Origin of the sequence: Chroococcidiopsis sp., from assembly GCF_051657925.1 — a bacterium.
Lineage (GTDB): Bacteria > Cyanobacteriota > Cyanobacteriia > Cyanobacteriales > Chroococcidiopsidaceae > Chroococcidiopsis.
On the sequence record NZ_JBOFLP010000147.1, the window covers coordinates 1 to 14,316 of the forward strand.

17 protein-coding genes are annotated in these 14,316 nt (G+C 45.1%); 2 read left to right on the forward strand and 15 right to left on the reverse strand.

The window, feature by feature from the left end:
• Window positions 1-129: 129 nt before the first annotated feature.
• Entirely contained in the window at window positions 130-777 is a 648-nt protein-coding gene (locus tag ACRC32_RS11240) for a hypothetical protein (RefSeq protein WP_438554038.1), read from the reverse strand.
• Here ACRC32_RS11240 and ACRC32_RS11245 point away from each other — a divergent pair.
• Window positions 769-891, forward strand: coding sequence for a hypothetical protein (locus tag ACRC32_RS11245; protein ID WP_438554039.1), 123 nt, complete (start codon window positions 769-771; stop codon window positions 889-891). The two genes, ACRC32_RS11240 and ACRC32_RS11245, sit on opposite strands and share 9 nt — an antisense overlap.
• Window positions 892-968: 77 nt before the next feature.
• On the opposite strand, the gene ACRC32_RS11250 is transcribed toward ACRC32_RS11245, so the two are convergent.
• The 10 genes from ACRC32_RS11250 to ACRC32_RS11295 form a co-directional block, all read right to left on the reverse strand.
• The gene (locus tag ACRC32_RS11250; RefSeq protein ID WP_438554040.1) at window positions 969-1,940 is read right to left on the reverse strand and encodes a manganese catalase family protein; all 972 of its coding nucleotides are present in this window, start codon (window positions 1,938-1,940) and stop codon (window positions 969-971) included.
• A gap of 484 nt (window positions 1,941-2,424) precedes the next feature.
• Window positions 2,425-2,763: a cupin domain-containing protein gene (locus ACRC32_RS11255; RefSeq protein ID WP_438554110.1), complete on the reverse strand. Its 339-nt coding sequence runs from the start codon at window positions 2,761-2,763 to the stop codon at window positions 2,425-2,427.
• A 141-nt stretch (window positions 2,764-2,904) separates the two neighbouring features.
• A complete protein-coding gene (locus ACRC32_RS11260) occupies window positions 2,905-4,083 on the reverse strand; it encodes a Gfo/Idh/MocA family protein (RefSeq protein WP_438554041.1) in 1,179 nt (392 codons plus the stop codon).
• A gap of 58 nt (window positions 4,084-4,141) precedes the next feature.
• Window positions 4,142-5,311: an L-dopachrome tautomerase-related protein gene (locus ACRC32_RS11265; protein ID WP_438554042.1), complete on the reverse strand. Its 1,170-nt coding sequence runs from the start codon at window positions 5,309-5,311 to the stop codon at window positions 4,142-4,144.
• 82 nt (window positions 5,312-5,393) lie between these two features.
• Entirely contained in the window at window positions 5,394-6,563 is a 1,170-nt protein-coding gene (locus tag ACRC32_RS11270) for a zinc-dependent alcohol dehydrogenase (protein WP_438554043.1), read from the reverse strand.
• A 107-nt stretch (window positions 6,564-6,670) separates the two neighbouring features.
• On the reverse strand, window positions 6,671-7,030 hold the full coding sequence (locus tag ACRC32_RS11275; protein ID WP_438554044.1) for a hypothetical protein: 360 nt from the start codon (window positions 7,028-7,030) through the stop codon (window positions 6,671-6,673).
• Window positions 7,031-7,110: 80 nt separating this feature from the next.
• The gene (locus tag ACRC32_RS11280) at window positions 7,111-8,280 is read right to left on the reverse strand and encodes a zinc-dependent alcohol dehydrogenase (RefSeq protein WP_438554045.1); all 1,170 of its coding nucleotides are present in this window, start codon (window positions 8,278-8,280) and stop codon (window positions 7,111-7,113) included.
• Window positions 8,281-8,381: 101 nt separating this feature from the next.
• Window positions 8,382-9,062: an SRPBCC family protein gene (locus tag ACRC32_RS11285; protein ID WP_438554046.1), complete on the reverse strand. Its 681-nt coding sequence runs from the start codon at window positions 9,060-9,062 to the stop codon at window positions 8,382-8,384.
• A 100-nt stretch (window positions 9,063-9,162) separates the two neighbouring features.
• The gene (locus ACRC32_RS11290; RefSeq protein WP_438554047.1) at window positions 9,163-10,257 is read right to left on the reverse strand and encodes a DJ-1/PfpI/YhbO family deglycase/protease; all 1,095 of its coding nucleotides are present in this window, start codon (window positions 10,255-10,257) and stop codon (window positions 9,163-9,165) included.
• Window positions 10,258-10,308: 51 nt separating this feature from the next.
• On the reverse strand, window positions 10,309-10,716 hold the full coding sequence (locus tag ACRC32_RS11295; RefSeq protein ID WP_438554048.1) for a DUF2267 domain-containing protein: 408 nt from the start codon (window positions 10,714-10,716) through the stop codon (window positions 10,309-10,311).
• 266 nt (window positions 10,717-10,982) lie between these two features.
• Between ACRC32_RS11295 and ACRC32_RS11300 the strand changes: the two genes are divergently transcribed.
• Window positions 10,983-11,354, forward strand: coding sequence for a DUF6335 family protein (locus ACRC32_RS11300; protein WP_438554049.1), 372 nt, complete (start codon window positions 10,983-10,985; stop codon window positions 11,352-11,354).
• Window positions 11,355-11,442: 88 nt separating this feature from the next.
• Here the strand turns inward: ACRC32_RS11300 and ACRC32_RS11305 are convergent, their stop codons facing one another.
• The 4 genes from ACRC32_RS11305 to ACRC32_RS11320 all read right to left on the reverse strand — a co-directional run bounded on the left by ACRC32_RS11305 (window position 11,443) and on the right by ACRC32_RS11320 (window position 14,080).
• Window positions 11,443-12,042, reverse strand: a complete 600-nt coding sequence (locus tag ACRC32_RS11305; RefSeq protein ID WP_438554050.1) for a sulfite oxidase-like oxidoreductase — start codon at window positions 12,040-12,042, stop codon at window positions 11,443-11,445.
• Window positions 12,043-12,177: 135 nt separating this feature from the next.
• Complete coding sequence (gene rpmF, locus ACRC32_RS11310; protein WP_438554051.1) at window positions 12,178-12,357, reverse strand: 50S ribosomal protein L32; 180 nt, start codon at window positions 12,355-12,357, stop codon at window positions 12,178-12,180.
• Between the two features lie 155 nt (window positions 12,358-12,512).
• On the reverse strand, window positions 12,513-13,481 hold the full coding sequence (locus tag ACRC32_RS11315; RefSeq protein WP_438554052.1) for a hypothetical protein: 969 nt from the start codon (window positions 13,479-13,481) through the stop codon (window positions 12,513-12,515).
• Between the two features lie 215 nt (window positions 13,482-13,696).
• Window positions 13,697-14,080 carry a Mo-dependent nitrogenase C-terminal domain-containing protein gene (locus ACRC32_RS11320; RefSeq protein ID WP_106167527.1) on the reverse strand — a complete coding sequence of 128 codons (384 nt, stop codon included), beginning with the start codon at window positions 14,078-14,080 and terminating at the stop codon, window positions 13,697-13,699.
• Window positions 14,081-14,316 lie beyond the last annotated feature (236 nt).

Sequence of the window (14,316 nt, forward strand, 5' to 3'; positions counted from 1 at the left end):
TGCCATTCCCGATTGCTCAGGTCGCTTTTGTAAGCTTTTCTACTCATCACTATTGCTTTTAGCTACTGTCTTGTCATCGTAAGAGCCTATGCGCCTCAATCTCTGCTGCTTTCATTTTTTCTTTATAAATCAGCTCTTAGCGGGTTGCTGGCTAATAATTGCTAGTTTTGAGTATAGTTCGTCAGATTTAGAGTAAGGCGGTAACTGCCACTGCTGACGGTACTCGCTTACTACTTGCCGAATCGGCTGTGTGACGCGGCTCATCACAACATAACCTGCACGATTGCGCAAACGCGCCCATCCTGTGGGATTATATCTCCAGGTGCTGAAACATGGGGGAATGCTGTCTTCGTAGTTCAGTACTAAAGCACTACACACGTTCACATAGGGAAGATTGAGAAATTGCGCTAAAGTCCCTCCTGGCGATGCGGTCACTTGGTCAATTATTAATGCTTCTACACCAGCTTTTTTAATGACTCCTGGGGCATCTCGTAGTAGCCAATTCGCCGATTGCTTCAGTACATTTCCAGTCTGGCGCAGTGCTGTCAATCCATTCAGTTTCCCTAAATCGGCAAATAATCGTGCCATCGTTCCCTGAGGACAATCAGACTCAGCGATCGCTAAAAAATTCAACCCAGCCGACAATACTTTAGGTTGACCGTCAAGTATTCCAATCCAACTTACCTCATGACCCCGCAATTGTAGTTCGCAGCCCAAAGGTAACACTGTATTGAGATGTCCGGTTTCTGCGGGGCAGAGGATGCCAAAATGAGTCATAAGCTACTGCGTAGATTAAGTTATATAGCTTTGGCTGAGTTAGGAGTCGTGCGATCGCATCACCAACCAACTCCCTTTGTATTTAACTTCAATCTACAACAGCACGATCGCTGAAATTATGACATTTATTTTCTCAAGCGATCGCAAAAACAAGGGCGCACGGCTGTGCGCCCTTGGTAACAAAACCTAATTTACTGTGCGTCTCCACCAGTAATTTTATTAATGGTATTAGCCGTACCTTCAACTGCATCAGCTACACCCTGGACTGCCTTAGATACCACACTACCCTCCTGCATCTGTTGAGCTTGAGGCGATTTCATCGTACCGTGAAGTTTTGGATCGGGTTGAGGAAGATTTGGTTCTGGTCCTATTGGCTGCGGATTTGCTACATACTCAAACTGACCTTTACCGTCGATTGAAGCACCTTTCGCCCAACGACCTTGGGCGCTTTCTTCTCCCTCAGAGTGATTCCAGAACTGATAAGCGTTCTCTTTCTTCCCATATTCATACGCGATCTTGGGAACAACTGTTTCCTCAAATCCTTCGCTCTTGAGATCTTCAATTGCCGCTAACCACTGGTTTTGATGCATGGTGTCGCGGGCAATATTGAAACTGAGCATGTCTCTTACACCTGGGTCGTCTGTCATTTCGTACAACCGTACAGCCTGTAAAAGACCCTGAGATTCGGCGTGAAGATTAGAGCGGAAGTCTGCCAACAAGTTGCCACTAGCAACAATAAAGCGTCCGTTCCAAGGAAAACCTACACTATCCGCTGGCATTGCCCCCCCACCCGAAACAGTGGCGTGTTGAGGATTCATTGCTGCTGCCATAATCACATCTCGCGGACGAACGCCACCCATGACCGCACCAACGACTGGATCTTTTGCCCCATCTTCTTGCATATTGATTGGTGCTTTATCCAACAAATGAGCAACCATCGTTGCTAGCATTTCAACGTGACCGATTTCCTCAGTTCCAATGTCCAACAGCATATCGCGGTACTTAGCGGGTCCTCGGCAGTTCCAGCCTTGAAATAGGTACTGCATCATCACGGTCATTTCGCCAAAAGAACCGCCAATTAGTTCTTGAAGCTTTTTTGCATAGGCAGCATCGGGTTTTGTTGGTGGAGTGAAGTACTGTAGCTGCTTCTTGTGATAAAACATGAAAATCTCCTGAATAAATTTTCCCGATCGATGCGATCGGTTGTAGAGCGATCTGTAGTTTGAATGGCGAAATTTCGTTGCTAGAATTCTGTTGCGTTACCCTATCTAGGTAACTACTGACTCACTTTTTTTTCCTCAACCTACAGATAGAATGACAAAATTCGACTAAAAGAGATAGGTATTATTATTTAGGTTTATTTGCTACATTCTTTTTTGAAAATTAGAAATTTTTAATCGAACAAACTTTTCTTGCAGGGTGGGTGATATCCACTCTACATTTCAATTTCACATATTAAGCAAGATAGCTATAATTTAAAGATATTGTTAAATTTCATTTGCCGATACAGCAATCTTTCGAGCAAATAGAATATACGGCGGCGAACTCAAGAAAATAAACTAAAATTACTGTAAGATACGCTCTATTAAATAATGCAGCCGCTACTATTTGATAGCGGCTGAAAGCTTTATTTCTCACTAACAGATCCTATTCATCTCTTCCGTGAACCTGTGACGGAGGACTAGTAGCTTCGACAGCAGTAAAAGGTTCCAAAATTTTATAAGTATGAGATGCACCTTTAGGTACAACCCAAGAATCTCCTGGTTCTAGTAATACCATTTGACCTTCAAGATGTAACTCTGCCTTACCGTTAATTACATAGCCAACGGTTTCATAGTCTCTTGTCGTAGAAGATTTAGCTTCTGTTGGTTGTTCGTTTTCCCACAAACGCATCGAAAGAGATTTACCGGAAGCTAAATACTTCTGTCCCTGTTTACCATGAGGGGAACTACTAGAATCTACCTTTTTAACACTGGTATCGCTCATATTTTCATCTCCCATAGAATTTGCGATTGCACTGCCTGCTCTTTTCCATCCCATCTCGATTTCTGCTTTAGCGCATCATCCTTAAGAGAGTGGTGCGTGGTGCGTGGTACGTAATGCGTGAGAAGGGGTCGCTGTTAACTGTTAACTGTCAACTGATATCGTGCGACCTGTCCGTGCTGCTTCGTAAATTGCTAACATCAATCTCACATCCTGTAAGCCTTCTTCACCAGGAGTTTTCGGTTGCTGATTCTGCATGACCGACTCAGAAAGATGATCCATCTCTAGAGCAAATTGATTTTGTTCCTGAATCTGGCGTTCTTCTTGTACCTTCTCCCGTTTTACAGTTAATTGATGCCGATAGTAATCTGTAGCAGGGTCGAGTTCGAGCGTACCATTACTACCAAATACCTGAAAGCGTTTGGTGCTGGAGTAGCCATAACTAGAAGTACAGTTGGCTAGCACGCCACTGGGAAAACGCAAAATGAAGTTAACGTTCTCCTCTACTTCCTTGAAGCGAAGATCGTTGGGAGTGCTGTAGGTCATGGCACAGACTTCTGTAGGTTCTTCGCCTGTAATGTAACGCGCAGCCTGTAAGCTGTAGATCCCAATATCAAATAGCGAACCACCACCAGCCAGTTTTTTATTCATCCGCCAGACATCGGCGGGGTCTTTGGGGTCGAGGTTGCGCCCGTGGTCGGCTACAATTGCCTTTAGTTGACCGAGTTGTTTTTTCTGCGCGATCGCGATCGCCTCTAAGTTGAAAGGTTCGTATTGGGCGCGGTAAGCTATCATCAATTTGCGGTTTGCTTTATTACAAGCAGCAATCATCGCCTGACACTCTTCTACCGTATTTGCCATCGGCTTTTCACATAGAATATGCTTTCCTGCTTGTGCGCCACGGATAGTATATTCAGCGTGTAAACCGTTGGGTAGAACTATATAGATAATGTCTACTTCTGGATTATTACGAATGGAATCGTAATTTTCGTAATTGTAAATATTTTTAGGATTGACACTATATTGCCGCGCATAATTTTCAGCTTTAGCGCGATCGCCACTCACCAGCGCCACTAATTTTGACTGCTTGCACTGAGAAAATGAAGGAATAATTTGTTGCGTAGCAAATTTACCCAACCCGACAACAGCCCAACCGAGTTTTTTTTCGTCAGGTATTGGTGGTTCTTTAGCTGGTTTAGAAGCAGGCTGGGCGATCGCAGGTGAATTTTGCGTTACCACCCCCGCCATTCCTACACCCAAAATTCCAATTCCAGAACCAATTATTTGCCTACGAGTGAGTAAATTTTTGACTGTATTCAACATATATTTTCGTCTTGAAATTGTTAGTAGGGGCGCACAGCTATGCGCCCCTACAGATTTGTTATCGCAACAGCACTGGTTTCGCATTAATGCGGGCACGAAACAGACTGTAGGGTTTTTCGCGCAAATCTTTCTTCTGGTGGAACTGGGGCTGACGGTGAAGTTGATTGGCAATGAAATAGAGATAGCCGTCATTGGCGACAGACAGCGTATCAGCCCACAAAACGCGAGGATCGTGAACTACAGTTTCATACATCCCATCAGGCGATCGCCGCAAAATTGCATTATGCTCGTAGTTGGTCAGATAAAGTCTATTTTGAGCATCCGACTCTAAGCCATCAGATGCACCGCCTTTATCGCCCAAATCTTTTACAGTCGCTGCTACTTCTTTGTCACTGACTTTCTCATCGACTAAAGCATCGACGCTGACACTATATAGCTTTCTTCCAGCTAAAGTACAGTAATACAACTGTTTCCCATCGGCACTAATTGCGATTCCATCCGCACCAATTGTAATCGGGCTGGGTGGCTTGTCTGGCGGGCGGTTCATCAACGGTTGTCCCTCCACTACTGGGAGAAAATTCGGTTCTGCTTTCGTAGAAGGATGGTCGTTCAGCCGCCGCCAACTTCTCCCAGAATTTAAATCGACAACGATAATGGCATTAGCACCGTTACCGGAAGAATCGGTAATAAAAGCCATCCCTGCTTTACCGCGCCGCAAGTCGAAACGGATATCGTTCAAATAGGTAGTCGGTAACGCTACATCTTGGGGAAACAAGATAGTCTTAAAAATTCGATTTTGTTTCAGATTTATCCCGATTAATTTCGGTCCCCCGTAAGAAGTAGGTGCAAACTGAATGCTGCCAGTATCTAAGATCCACAAACGGTCTAAAGGATCGACAACTACACTTTGGACAGAAACGAGTGACTTCGATTGGTCTTTTTGAGGGCGATTGAATTTGGCGTTGGGATACGCTACGGCTTTACCCCTAACTATCTCTGCTACCGTATAATCTACTTTGTCTCCCCAGCGAGGGAAGTTAACAAAAATTCTCCCCCTTTGAGACACTGTAACTCCGGTCGGCATAGCACCGTTAAACGAGGCTACCGATTCGATCTTGCCCACAGTCTTTTCCTGTGGTAAGGCATCAGCCGGAGGAACAAAAGTAAGAAACAATAAACACGATAAAAGCAGACAGAAGAATGTTTGTCGCAAGCTGTGCCAAAACATAGTTTTTTCTTTGGTAGTTACTGGTTGGTAATTGGCAAGTCGCAACTACCAATTACCTATTACCAATTACCTATTACCAATTTCAAGGCTTCAACACAACTTTGATACAATTATCTTTTTTATGCTTGAAAATCTCGTAGGCGTGGGGTGCTTGTTCTAAGGGAAGAGTATGAGTGATGATGAACGTCGGATCGATATCGCCATTTTGAATGTGTTCTAGTAGTGGTTTTAAATAGCGATGGACGTGGGTTTGTCCCATCTTAAATGTCAAACCTTTGTTCATGGCTGCACCCATCGGTATTTTATCGAGAAAACCACCATAAGCCCCAGCGATCGAGACGTGACCACCTTTACCGCAAGCAACGATCGCGTTACGTAAGGCTGTAGGTCGGTCTGTTTCCAACCGCACGACTTGCTTCACTTTGTCGTAGAAGTTCATAAAATCAGTACCGTGCGCCTCTAATCCTACGGCATCAATTACCGCATCGGGACCGCGCCCGCCAGTCATTTCTTTTAACGCTTCCCCGACATCCACTTCTTCGTAGTTAAGTACGTCAGCTTTGCCCTGTTCCTTAGCCATTTGCAAGCGTTCGGGGATGCGATCGATCGCGATGACTTTTTCCGCACCCAGCATATACGCACTCTTAATCGCGAACTGTCCTACCGGACCACAACCCCAGACAGCAACAATATTACCAGGCTTAATATGACAATTCTCTGCTGCCATGTAGCCAGTGGGAAAGATATCGGTTAAGAATAATACTTGCTCGTCTGTCAGCCCATCGGGAATTTTGAACAATCCGACATCAGCAAATGGGACTCGCGCGTACTCCGCTTGTCCGCCAGCATAACCCCCGAAGATATGAGAGTAGCCAAATAGACCAGCTGGTGAATGTCCCATCAGCTTCTCTGCCATCCAACCGTTGGGGTTAGAATTATCGCACAACGACCACAGATCGCGATTGCAGAAAAAGCAGTTACCGCAAGATATTGTAAAAGGAACGACGACGCGATCGCCTACTTTTACATTCTTAACCGCACTCCCAACCTCAACCACTTCTCCCATAAATTCGTGACCGAGGATATCCCCTTTCTCCATAGTGGGGATAAAGCCATTATAAAGGTGCAAATCCGAACCGCAGATTGCTGTTGACGTAATTTTGACAATTGCATCGCGGGGATTTGCAATTTTAGGATCGGGGACTGTATCTACCTTGACATTCTTTTCCCCGTGCCAGCAAACTGCTTTCATAATTAGTTAGTGAGTAGTAAGTAGTTTTTTGTTTGTCATTTGTCATTCCTCGTAAGTCAATCGGTAATACGTTTCTTACTTATGACTTACGACTTACGACTTACGACTTAATTCGTATTTTGTTGATAAGAACCCTGCTCTTTTCCAGTTATAGGTTTAACTGTTTTTTCTACATTTTTTTGAGCAGAATTCAAAACTTCTTTCGTACCAGGATCGAGTGGCTCATCTAAATTGAGCTTTTCTCGAACATTTTCAGCAGTTTCTTTGAGGCTTTCCTTAGCCTTTTCAATCGGATTTCCTCGATTCAGTTCAGTTCCAGGCTGCTTTGCTTGATATGCTCTAGCTTCAGGTGTTACTGTTTCAGCTCTAGCAGATAAGTTACTGTTATAGCCTTGCAGTACAAAAACAGTCAGTCCTACTAAAAAAACAATCGTTACACGACGGAATAAAGAAACTAACTTGCTCATAAATCCTCTAGATTTTTTGGTTTTTACCTGTATTCAACTAACTACAAATACTCAACAAATGACAAATGACAAATGACCAATTACGGTTTCAGTACAACTTTGATACAGTTGTCTTTCTTTTGTTGGAAAATGTTATAGCCGTGGGCTGCTTGTTCTAGGGGTAATTGATGCGTGACCACGCGGGAGGGATCGAATTTCTCTTCCAGAATCATCTTGAGTAACGAATGCATATATTTTTGTCCGTGCATTTGTCCCATTCTGAAAGTTAAGGCTTTATTGAAAGCTGCACCGAAAGGCATTTTATCTACAAAGCCACCGTAGACACCCATAATTGAAAGAGTTCCACCTTTACGACAAGATAGAATCATTTGTCGCAAAACATGCGGACGGTCGGTTTCTAGCTTTAATTTTTGCTTAGTCTGGTCGTAAAAGTCTTCAAAGCCAACTCCGTGCGCTTCCAAACCTACAGCATCAATACAAGCATCGGGACCCATACCCCCCGTCATTTCTCTCAAAGCTTCGCCTGCATCTACTTCTTCGTAGTTAATTACTTCGGCTTTAGCGAAATTTTTGGCTAATTCCAAGCGTTCGGGGAAGCGATCGATCGCGATGACTTTTTCTGCACCCATCATGTAGGCGCTAATCATGGCAAATTGCCCGACTGCACCGCAGCCCCACACTGCTACTGTATCCCCAGGTTGAATGTCACATAACTCAGCTCCCATGTAACCTGTAGGGATGGCATCAGAGATAAATAGCAACTTTTCGTCTGGTATGTCCTTAGGGACTTTGACCACATCTACATCGGCAAATGGGACGCGCACGTACTCTGCTTGCGCCCCAGCATATCCACCGAAAGCATGGGAGTATCCGTAAATCGCTGAGGTGATATTGCCAAACAACTTCTCTTCAACCCAACCGTTAGGGTTAGAGTTATCGCACAGCGACCACATATCGTGCTGGCAATAATAGCAACCACCACAACCGATTGTAGAAGGAACGACGACACGATCGCCGACTTTTAAGTTGTTAATTCCTCTACCAACTTCGACCACTTCCCCCATAAATTCGTGACCGATAATGTCACCTGGTTGTACGGTGGGAATGTAGCCGCCGTAAATGTGCAAGTCAGAACCGCAAATTGCAGTAGAGGTAATCTTTAAAATGACATCGCGAGGATTGAGAATCTTCGGATCGGGTACGGATTCCACCCGCACATCATTTGCGCCGTGCCAGCAAACTGCTTTCATACTAATTTAGATTGCTAATAGTTAACAGTTAACAGTTAATAGTTAATAGTTAATAGTTAATAGTTAATAGCAGTTAACCATTGACCATTAACCATTGACCATTAACCGCCTTTTGGTTGTCCTTCAGTGGTAGCAATTTCACCTGCTTCCATGAGCATTTTGAAGCGGCGCAGGTCGTCACCGATTTGTTGTTCCGGTTCCTCACCAAAGAGTTTGGCGATCGCCGATGCTACAACTCCGCCTGGTGGCGCGTATTCAATAACTACTTTTACTTCCGTACCGCGATTTCCTGGTGCTGGCTTAAATCTGACAAAACCAGAATTTTCTACATCTGCCCCTTCTACCGAAGTCCAGGAAATAAATTCATTTTCGCGGTCTTCGATGATTTCTGCATCCCATTCAACACTTGCACCTAAAGGTGCATTTGCTACCCAATGCGATCGCTTATCGTCGTACACCTCTACTGACTTGAGATGTTTCATAAAAGTTGGCAGATATTTGAAATCATGCCAGTAACGATATAGCTCATCAGCAGGCTTATTAATCGTTACCGTCTTTTCTACCTTAATTACTTGGTTTAAACCCAATGCTTGTTGCATATCGCCCTTTTCCGTTGCTGCTTTATATGCCAATCCACCACCTGCGATCGCCAACAAAGCACCCCGTAGCGATCGCTGTTGTAACCCCATCAGTACCATTGCACCACCACCAATCAGCGATGCCCAGCGCCCGATTTCGTTACTATCTCCCTGTCCTTGCTGATTCTCTACCGTCGAAGCCACCTTCTCTGTCTCCCTTGTCTGAATAGATCTCCCCTCTTAAAAGTGGGGATTGCGGGGATCTCTTAGCCCCCCTTTTTAAGGGGGGTTGGGAGGATCTTCCCTACATAGTTACCGCCGCCCCAGTCGTCGGCTTCCCAGGCTGTGTAGTTCCTACACGCGAGCGATAGAGTTCTGCCATATGGCGTTCGTACAGCGCTCCATCTTGCTCGATCTGCTTAAATAAGGCTGTTGATACGGGATCTGTAAATTGAACAAACAGATTGTGCGCATCTACCACACCTGTCTGAATATCTCCCAAAGCCCGTCGCATTAAATCGCGATCGTCGCTACCTTGTAACGCAGTCTTCACTTTGGCATATTTGTCAGCCACATTTGCCGTGAGTGATGGTTTCTCGCCTAAAGCTGACAGTCGTGCTTCTAGCCGCTCGATGTGTTGCTGCTTATGAGCAACAATCTCTAGCAACAATGCCTTAAATTGAGGGTCAGATGCTTTCTCTATATACTGCCCAAACGCCTCTTGAGCGTACTTTTCACCAGCTAAAGCAGTATTTAGCCCTTTGACAATTTCTCCTTTAGTAGAACCACCCCAAGCATCGGCTAGTTTCCACCATTCGGCATTGACATCTTGCACATCTGGTAAAGCAGCTTCTTTGCCACCGTAACCTAGACGACTGAGAATAGCTGTGGTGAAGATTGCCAAGTCTCCGGGCTGACGGGAAGTGATTAAATTACCATCAATTACCAGTGGCTCATCAACATAATTTGCACCCGCATTGATCATGTCCTTGCGCACGGCAATAAATCCTGTGGCTTGCTTGCCTTTCAGCAAATCGCCTTCAATTAAAACTTGGGGTCCATGACAGACAGCAGCAACTAATTTTCCTTGCTGCATTGCTTCTTGGACAAAGCGCACGGTGTTGGGGTTGACACGCATTTTGTCGGGAGCCATACCACCAGGAATAATCACGGCATCGAACTCTGATGCCATTGCTTCAGTTGTCGTGCCGTCAGCCGATTGCGAAACTTTGCCTTGCTTGCCTTTATATGTTTCGTTTGTCCGAGAACCGAGGACTACAGTTTCAATTCCCGCCATTTTCAAAGCTTCATAAGGAATCTTGAATTCCGCATCTTCCACACCATTCTCAATCAGAATGGCAACTCTTTTTTTACCCAGATTACCGTTAGCTTGTGTCATAAATATCCCTCCTACTTTGTAGGTTTTATTGAGAGTCGAAAACAGCGATCGCTACGAAGCAGCAGACGCTCCTAGATTCGATCCTGTGGCGAATAAGTCGATATAATCCTCGGAAAAATTTGCTTTGAAATCGGTAAATTCTCCAGGTGTTACTGCATTCTGCAACACTGCAAATACAGCACGGACGTGGTTAGCTGCGACTGTTGGTTCTACTTGCTCTTTTGCACTGACGCGCTGTAAAAATTCTGCCATTGAGAAAGGCTGACCGTCTTCACCCTCTCTTCCACGCAAATATTCACCCAATTGCTGCGGTAATTGCGAAGCTAAATCTTTGGCTTCGTTACCGACAATTCTTTCTTTGATAGTTTCTAAAGTTGCTTGTGTCGCCCGTTGTGCATCTTCACGGGAATCCATCTGTGCCACTGTCTGAACGTGTTTGATGAACTCGTCGTACTTCACTCTGTGTGTCCTCAAACTCAGTAAAACTTCTTTGCTCCAGTACCAAGCCTATGCAGCCGTACCCCAAATCCTCTTCCTCCAAAGGGTATGGATTACATTTATCCACAGGGATATAACTCTAGGAATAGGTACAATCTGCTGGGAAGCGATATCTTGAGGTCAGTTGTCAGTTATCAGTTATCAGTGAGGAGTGACTATTGACTAGACCAAAACTAAAGAGTCTAGCCACCAGCCACTTACCACTACGACTCACTACTCACTAAGTTATGAGCGATCGCAAAAATAGAAAACAAGAACTACCGGAAGAAATTACTGAATCTTTTGGTACTGGCGTTCACGATGATCCAAGGACGAACGCTGGTAGAGAAGCAGGAGAATACACAAGTACTAGCCCAGAACTTACGGGTGGAGACATTGATGCAGCTTGGCAAACAGCAGCAGATGAAGGAGATGAGGCTGTAGGTGGTACTGTCGCTACTCCCGACCAGGATGTAACTGAAGAGATTGAAGCGGCTGTCGGTCTGGAAATGGACGATCGCAGTTTTTTACGCACGCAAGACATTTTAGAAGACCGCGACGATCGCCGATGGGAACTCGACCCCAAATCTTCTGAAGACTATCAAGAACGCCGCGATTGAAGCGATCGCCTATCATACTCTACAATTGACCGAAAAAACTGATTTTAAATAAACCCCCCTTGACAAGGGGGGTTGAGGGGTGCGAGCTTTAAAATCCTTCGCTGTAGCGTTCCTCCGCCCAAGGTTCACCTCGACGGTGATAGCCGTTCCGTTCCCAGAATCCTAATTCTTCCCGTTCTAAAAACTCTAGACCATTGATCCACTTGGCGCTTTTCCAAGCATAAAGGTGAGGTACGACTAACCGCATTGGTCCACCATGTTCGGCAGGAAGAGGTTCGTCAAAAACAGTATGGGCAAAAAAGTTTTCTTCCCGCAGAAAGTCTTCTAAAGGAATATTTGTCGTGTAGCCGCCATAGCAATGTTCCATGACATAAGTAGCTTTAGGCTCTATTTCAATCAGTTGCATGAAGTCTGTCACTTTCACGCCAGTCCATTTGACATCCAATTTAGACCAGCGAGTGACGCAATGAAAATCCGCAGTAAAATCATGCTGCGGTAGCGCCATAAAATCTTCCCAAGTCAGAGTCTTTGGTTGTGCCAGACCCCAAACCTTAAATTGCCATTGTTCTCGATTAACCCGAGGAGTATCACCATAGGTTAGTACGGGAAACCCCTTGGTTAAGTATTGACCAGGAGGGACGCGATCGCTTTGTTCTGCTCCTGGTTTCTGAAAAAATTTTCCTACCATGCGGTGTAGACGTATAGGTTATTGTTGCATTGAAAGGTTAAAAAACCTTTACTTAGATCTTTAGCGCAACTCACCGATCTCTTACAACACTTCTAGGTAGATCCACAAGCGATAGATTCCTAAGCGCACCACAACTTAGGATTCAGTATCTTCTTCCTCTTCTTCAGGACTAGGATAGACAAACTTAGAGCGTCCGCTGAGAATAGACTTACCTAACGACAGAGCTTTTTGTGCTTCTATTGCAGCTTTTCCTCTCCAAGTAGCTCGGCGCTTATCTCTTTTAGACTTAGATGTTTTCTTCTTTGGAACAGCCATGACGACACAGACTTAATTTTTCACAACCTTTCCATTGTAAGCCAAATATTTAGCGAGTAGTGAGTCGTGAGTGATTAGTGGCTGGTGGCTGGTGTTTAGATGCTTAGTTTTAGTCTAGTCACTCGTCACTCCTCACTGATAACTGATAACTGACCTCAAGGCTGTGTTGTCGGCGTAGTGCTTCCAGAAGGCAAAGTCGTGGGAGTAGAACTCGTTCCTGGTAGGGGTGAGGTTGATGGAGTCAGGGGTTGACTAGGTGTGAACCCTGAGGGAATAGCAGGCGCTGCTGGAGTTAAACCCGTGTCAGAAGAAGCAGGAGTTGTTGAGGACGGACTGGTTGATGTATTTGGTGATGAAGCAGGAAATGTGGTTTGTTGGTTGGTCGGCGTGTCTGATGATGAATTGGGGGTTGTAGAATTGGGGGGTGTGACTGGCAACGATTGAGGGACTAAGCCCGTACCTGGTTGTGTTTGACCGTCAGGTGTATTGGTTGAGTTTGTCGTACCTGGCTGACTAAAAGGAGTCGTGTTCGTAGGCTGTTCCGATGTAGGTGGAATCAAGCGCCCTGGTTGGGAAAACGTTCCTTGTCCACTACCTCTTGTGTTGTTAGAATTCGAGTTAGCTGGCGTTCTCGATGAGGAGGGAGTCGGATTCGGAAACGATCTTCGAGGCGCGCTGTTAGCATCGTTTGTTGCTACGTCATTATCGTCAAATCGAAGTAGCGATCGCGCTTGGTCAAAATATTTAATTCCTTGCCGGGGATCGGGGTCAATTCCTTCAGCGCGATTTGCTGTCAGCGAGAGTATAGGTGCAATTTGCCCGCGATCGCGGATAACTACCGTAACGGTGATATCTGTAGCTTGTCGATTGGTTGCTAAATTCTGTGTTGCTGCTGTTCTAGCCGCTGTTATAGCCCGACTGCGTAATGCTTCGTAGGTTTCGTCGGGGCGACGGTCGAGTGTCACGTCAGCATTGACTGTTTGGGTGCGGGCAATTTGTGGTACTTGATGCTCTACTACCAGCCAGAAACTGCTTGCTATCCCTAGGGAACTGAATGAAATAACAGCAATTTTAGTCGCTTTGGCTGCTAGATCTAACCATTGGTGAAAGAAGTATCTCCCCATAGTCGCTTAACACTTATAATTTGGTAATTATATTGAGCGCCGATCGCCGCGATCTCCTTCTTTTTAGGTTGTTGCAGCTCAGCCTCAGTATAACTCCATGTCAAGCGATCGTCACATCAGTCGTAGTGCGTGAATTTCATGGCGACTTGCGAAAGAGCGACTTGTGACTTAATAGTTGCTCCCTGCTCGCTTTCTTCACTGATAACTGATAACTGCTAACAGTAAGGGGTTACGTCTTCACCACATTCGTCGGCTAGGTAGCATAAGGCGCGGAAACGCAAGCCTACAACTTCTTCGTATAGCGGGTTGAGCTTACACATTGGTGGAATGTGGAACAGCTTGCGACCGAATAGAACGACATCCCGTTCAAACGGACACTGGGAAGGAATAAGTTGACATAAGCGATGTGCTAACTGAGGATTGCGGACTTCGACGCTATCCAGCCAGCGGCGCAGAGGTAACAACAAGTCTAATTTGCGCTGTTTGGGTTGCTGTAACGGACTAGCTGCAATGGGTATTTCTGGAGACTGTTGAGTTTGGTCGATCCAGATCCAACTGGCTAGGGCAATGTCTTGGGATGTATATGGGGAAGCATTCATGATTCACTCCTCGTACTGTATGAAGCAACTTGAGCTTGCTATAGAACACATACAATGTCTCAACGATCTTTACCGGAATAATGTTTCCTAAATCAATTAAAAATTTTTGGAGGATTTTCTCTCAATTCAGGAACCTATTTATTACTACCCCACGTTAACTAACGATTTGGCAGAACTGGTAAGTTACTAGAGAGATTTTTCTGAAATTTGACCTATATAAAACTTTAGTGAAGTTT

What these genes read in the sequence shown, in the direction of transcription:
- ACRC32_RS11245 (WP_438554039.1), top strand. Translation starts at nt 769, where the DNA reads ATGAGTCATAAGCTACTGCGTAGATTAAGTTATATAGCTTTGGCTGAG.
- ACRC32_RS11240 (WP_438554038.1), bottom strand. Translation starts at nt 777, where the DNA reads ATGACTCATTTTGGCATCCTCTGCCCCGCAGAAACCGGACATCTCAAT.
- ACRC32_RS11250 (WP_438554040.1), bottom strand. Translation starts at nt 1,940, where the DNA reads ATGTTTTATCACAAGAAGCAGCTACAGTACTTCACTCCACCAACAAAA.
- ACRC32_RS11255 (WP_438554110.1), bottom strand. Translation starts at nt 2,763, where the DNA reads ATGAGCGATACCAGTGTTAAAAAGGTAGATTCTAGTAGTTCCCCTCAT.
- ACRC32_RS11260 (WP_438554041.1), bottom strand. Translation starts at nt 4,083, where the DNA reads ATGTTGAATACAGTCAAAAATTTACTCACTCGTAGGCAAATAATTGGT.
- ACRC32_RS11265 (WP_438554042.1), bottom strand. Translation starts at nt 5,311, where the DNA reads ATGTTTTGGCACAGCTTGCGACAAACATTCTTCTGTCTGCTTTTATCG.
- ACRC32_RS11270 (WP_438554043.1), bottom strand. Translation starts at nt 6,563, where the DNA reads ATGAAAGCAGTTTGCTGGCACGGGGAAAAGAATGTCAAGGTAGATACA.
- ACRC32_RS11275 (WP_438554044.1), bottom strand. Translation starts at nt 7,030, where the DNA reads ATGAGCAAGTTAGTTTCTTTATTCCGTCGTGTAACGATTGTTTTTTTA.
- ACRC32_RS11280 (WP_438554045.1), bottom strand. Translation starts at nt 8,280, where the DNA reads ATGAAAGCAGTTTGCTGGCACGGCGCAAATGATGTGCGGGTGGAATCC.
- ACRC32_RS11290 (WP_438554047.1), bottom strand. Translation starts at nt 10,257, where the DNA reads ATGACACAAGCTAACGGTAATCTGGGTAAAAAAAGAGTTGCCATTCTG.
- ACRC32_RS11300 (WP_438554049.1), top strand. Translation starts at nt 10,983, where the DNA reads ATGAGCGATCGCAAAAATAGAAAACAAGAACTACCGGAAGAAATTACT.
- ACRC32_RS11305 (WP_438554050.1), bottom strand. Translation starts at nt 12,042, where the DNA reads ATGGTAGGAAAATTTTTTCAGAAACCAGGAGCAGAACAAAGCGATCGC.
- rpmF (WP_438554051.1), bottom strand. Translation starts at nt 12,357, where the DNA reads ATGGCTGTTCCAAAGAAGAAAACATCTAAGTCTAAAAGAGATAAGCGC.
- ACRC32_RS11315 (WP_438554052.1), bottom strand. Translation starts at nt 13,481, where the DNA reads ATGGGGAGATACTTCTTTCACCAATGGTTAGATCTAGCAGCCAAAGCG.
- ACRC32_RS11320 (WP_106167527.1), bottom strand. Translation starts at nt 14,080, where the DNA reads ATGAATGCTTCCCCATATACATCCCAAGACATTGCCCTAGCCAGTTGG.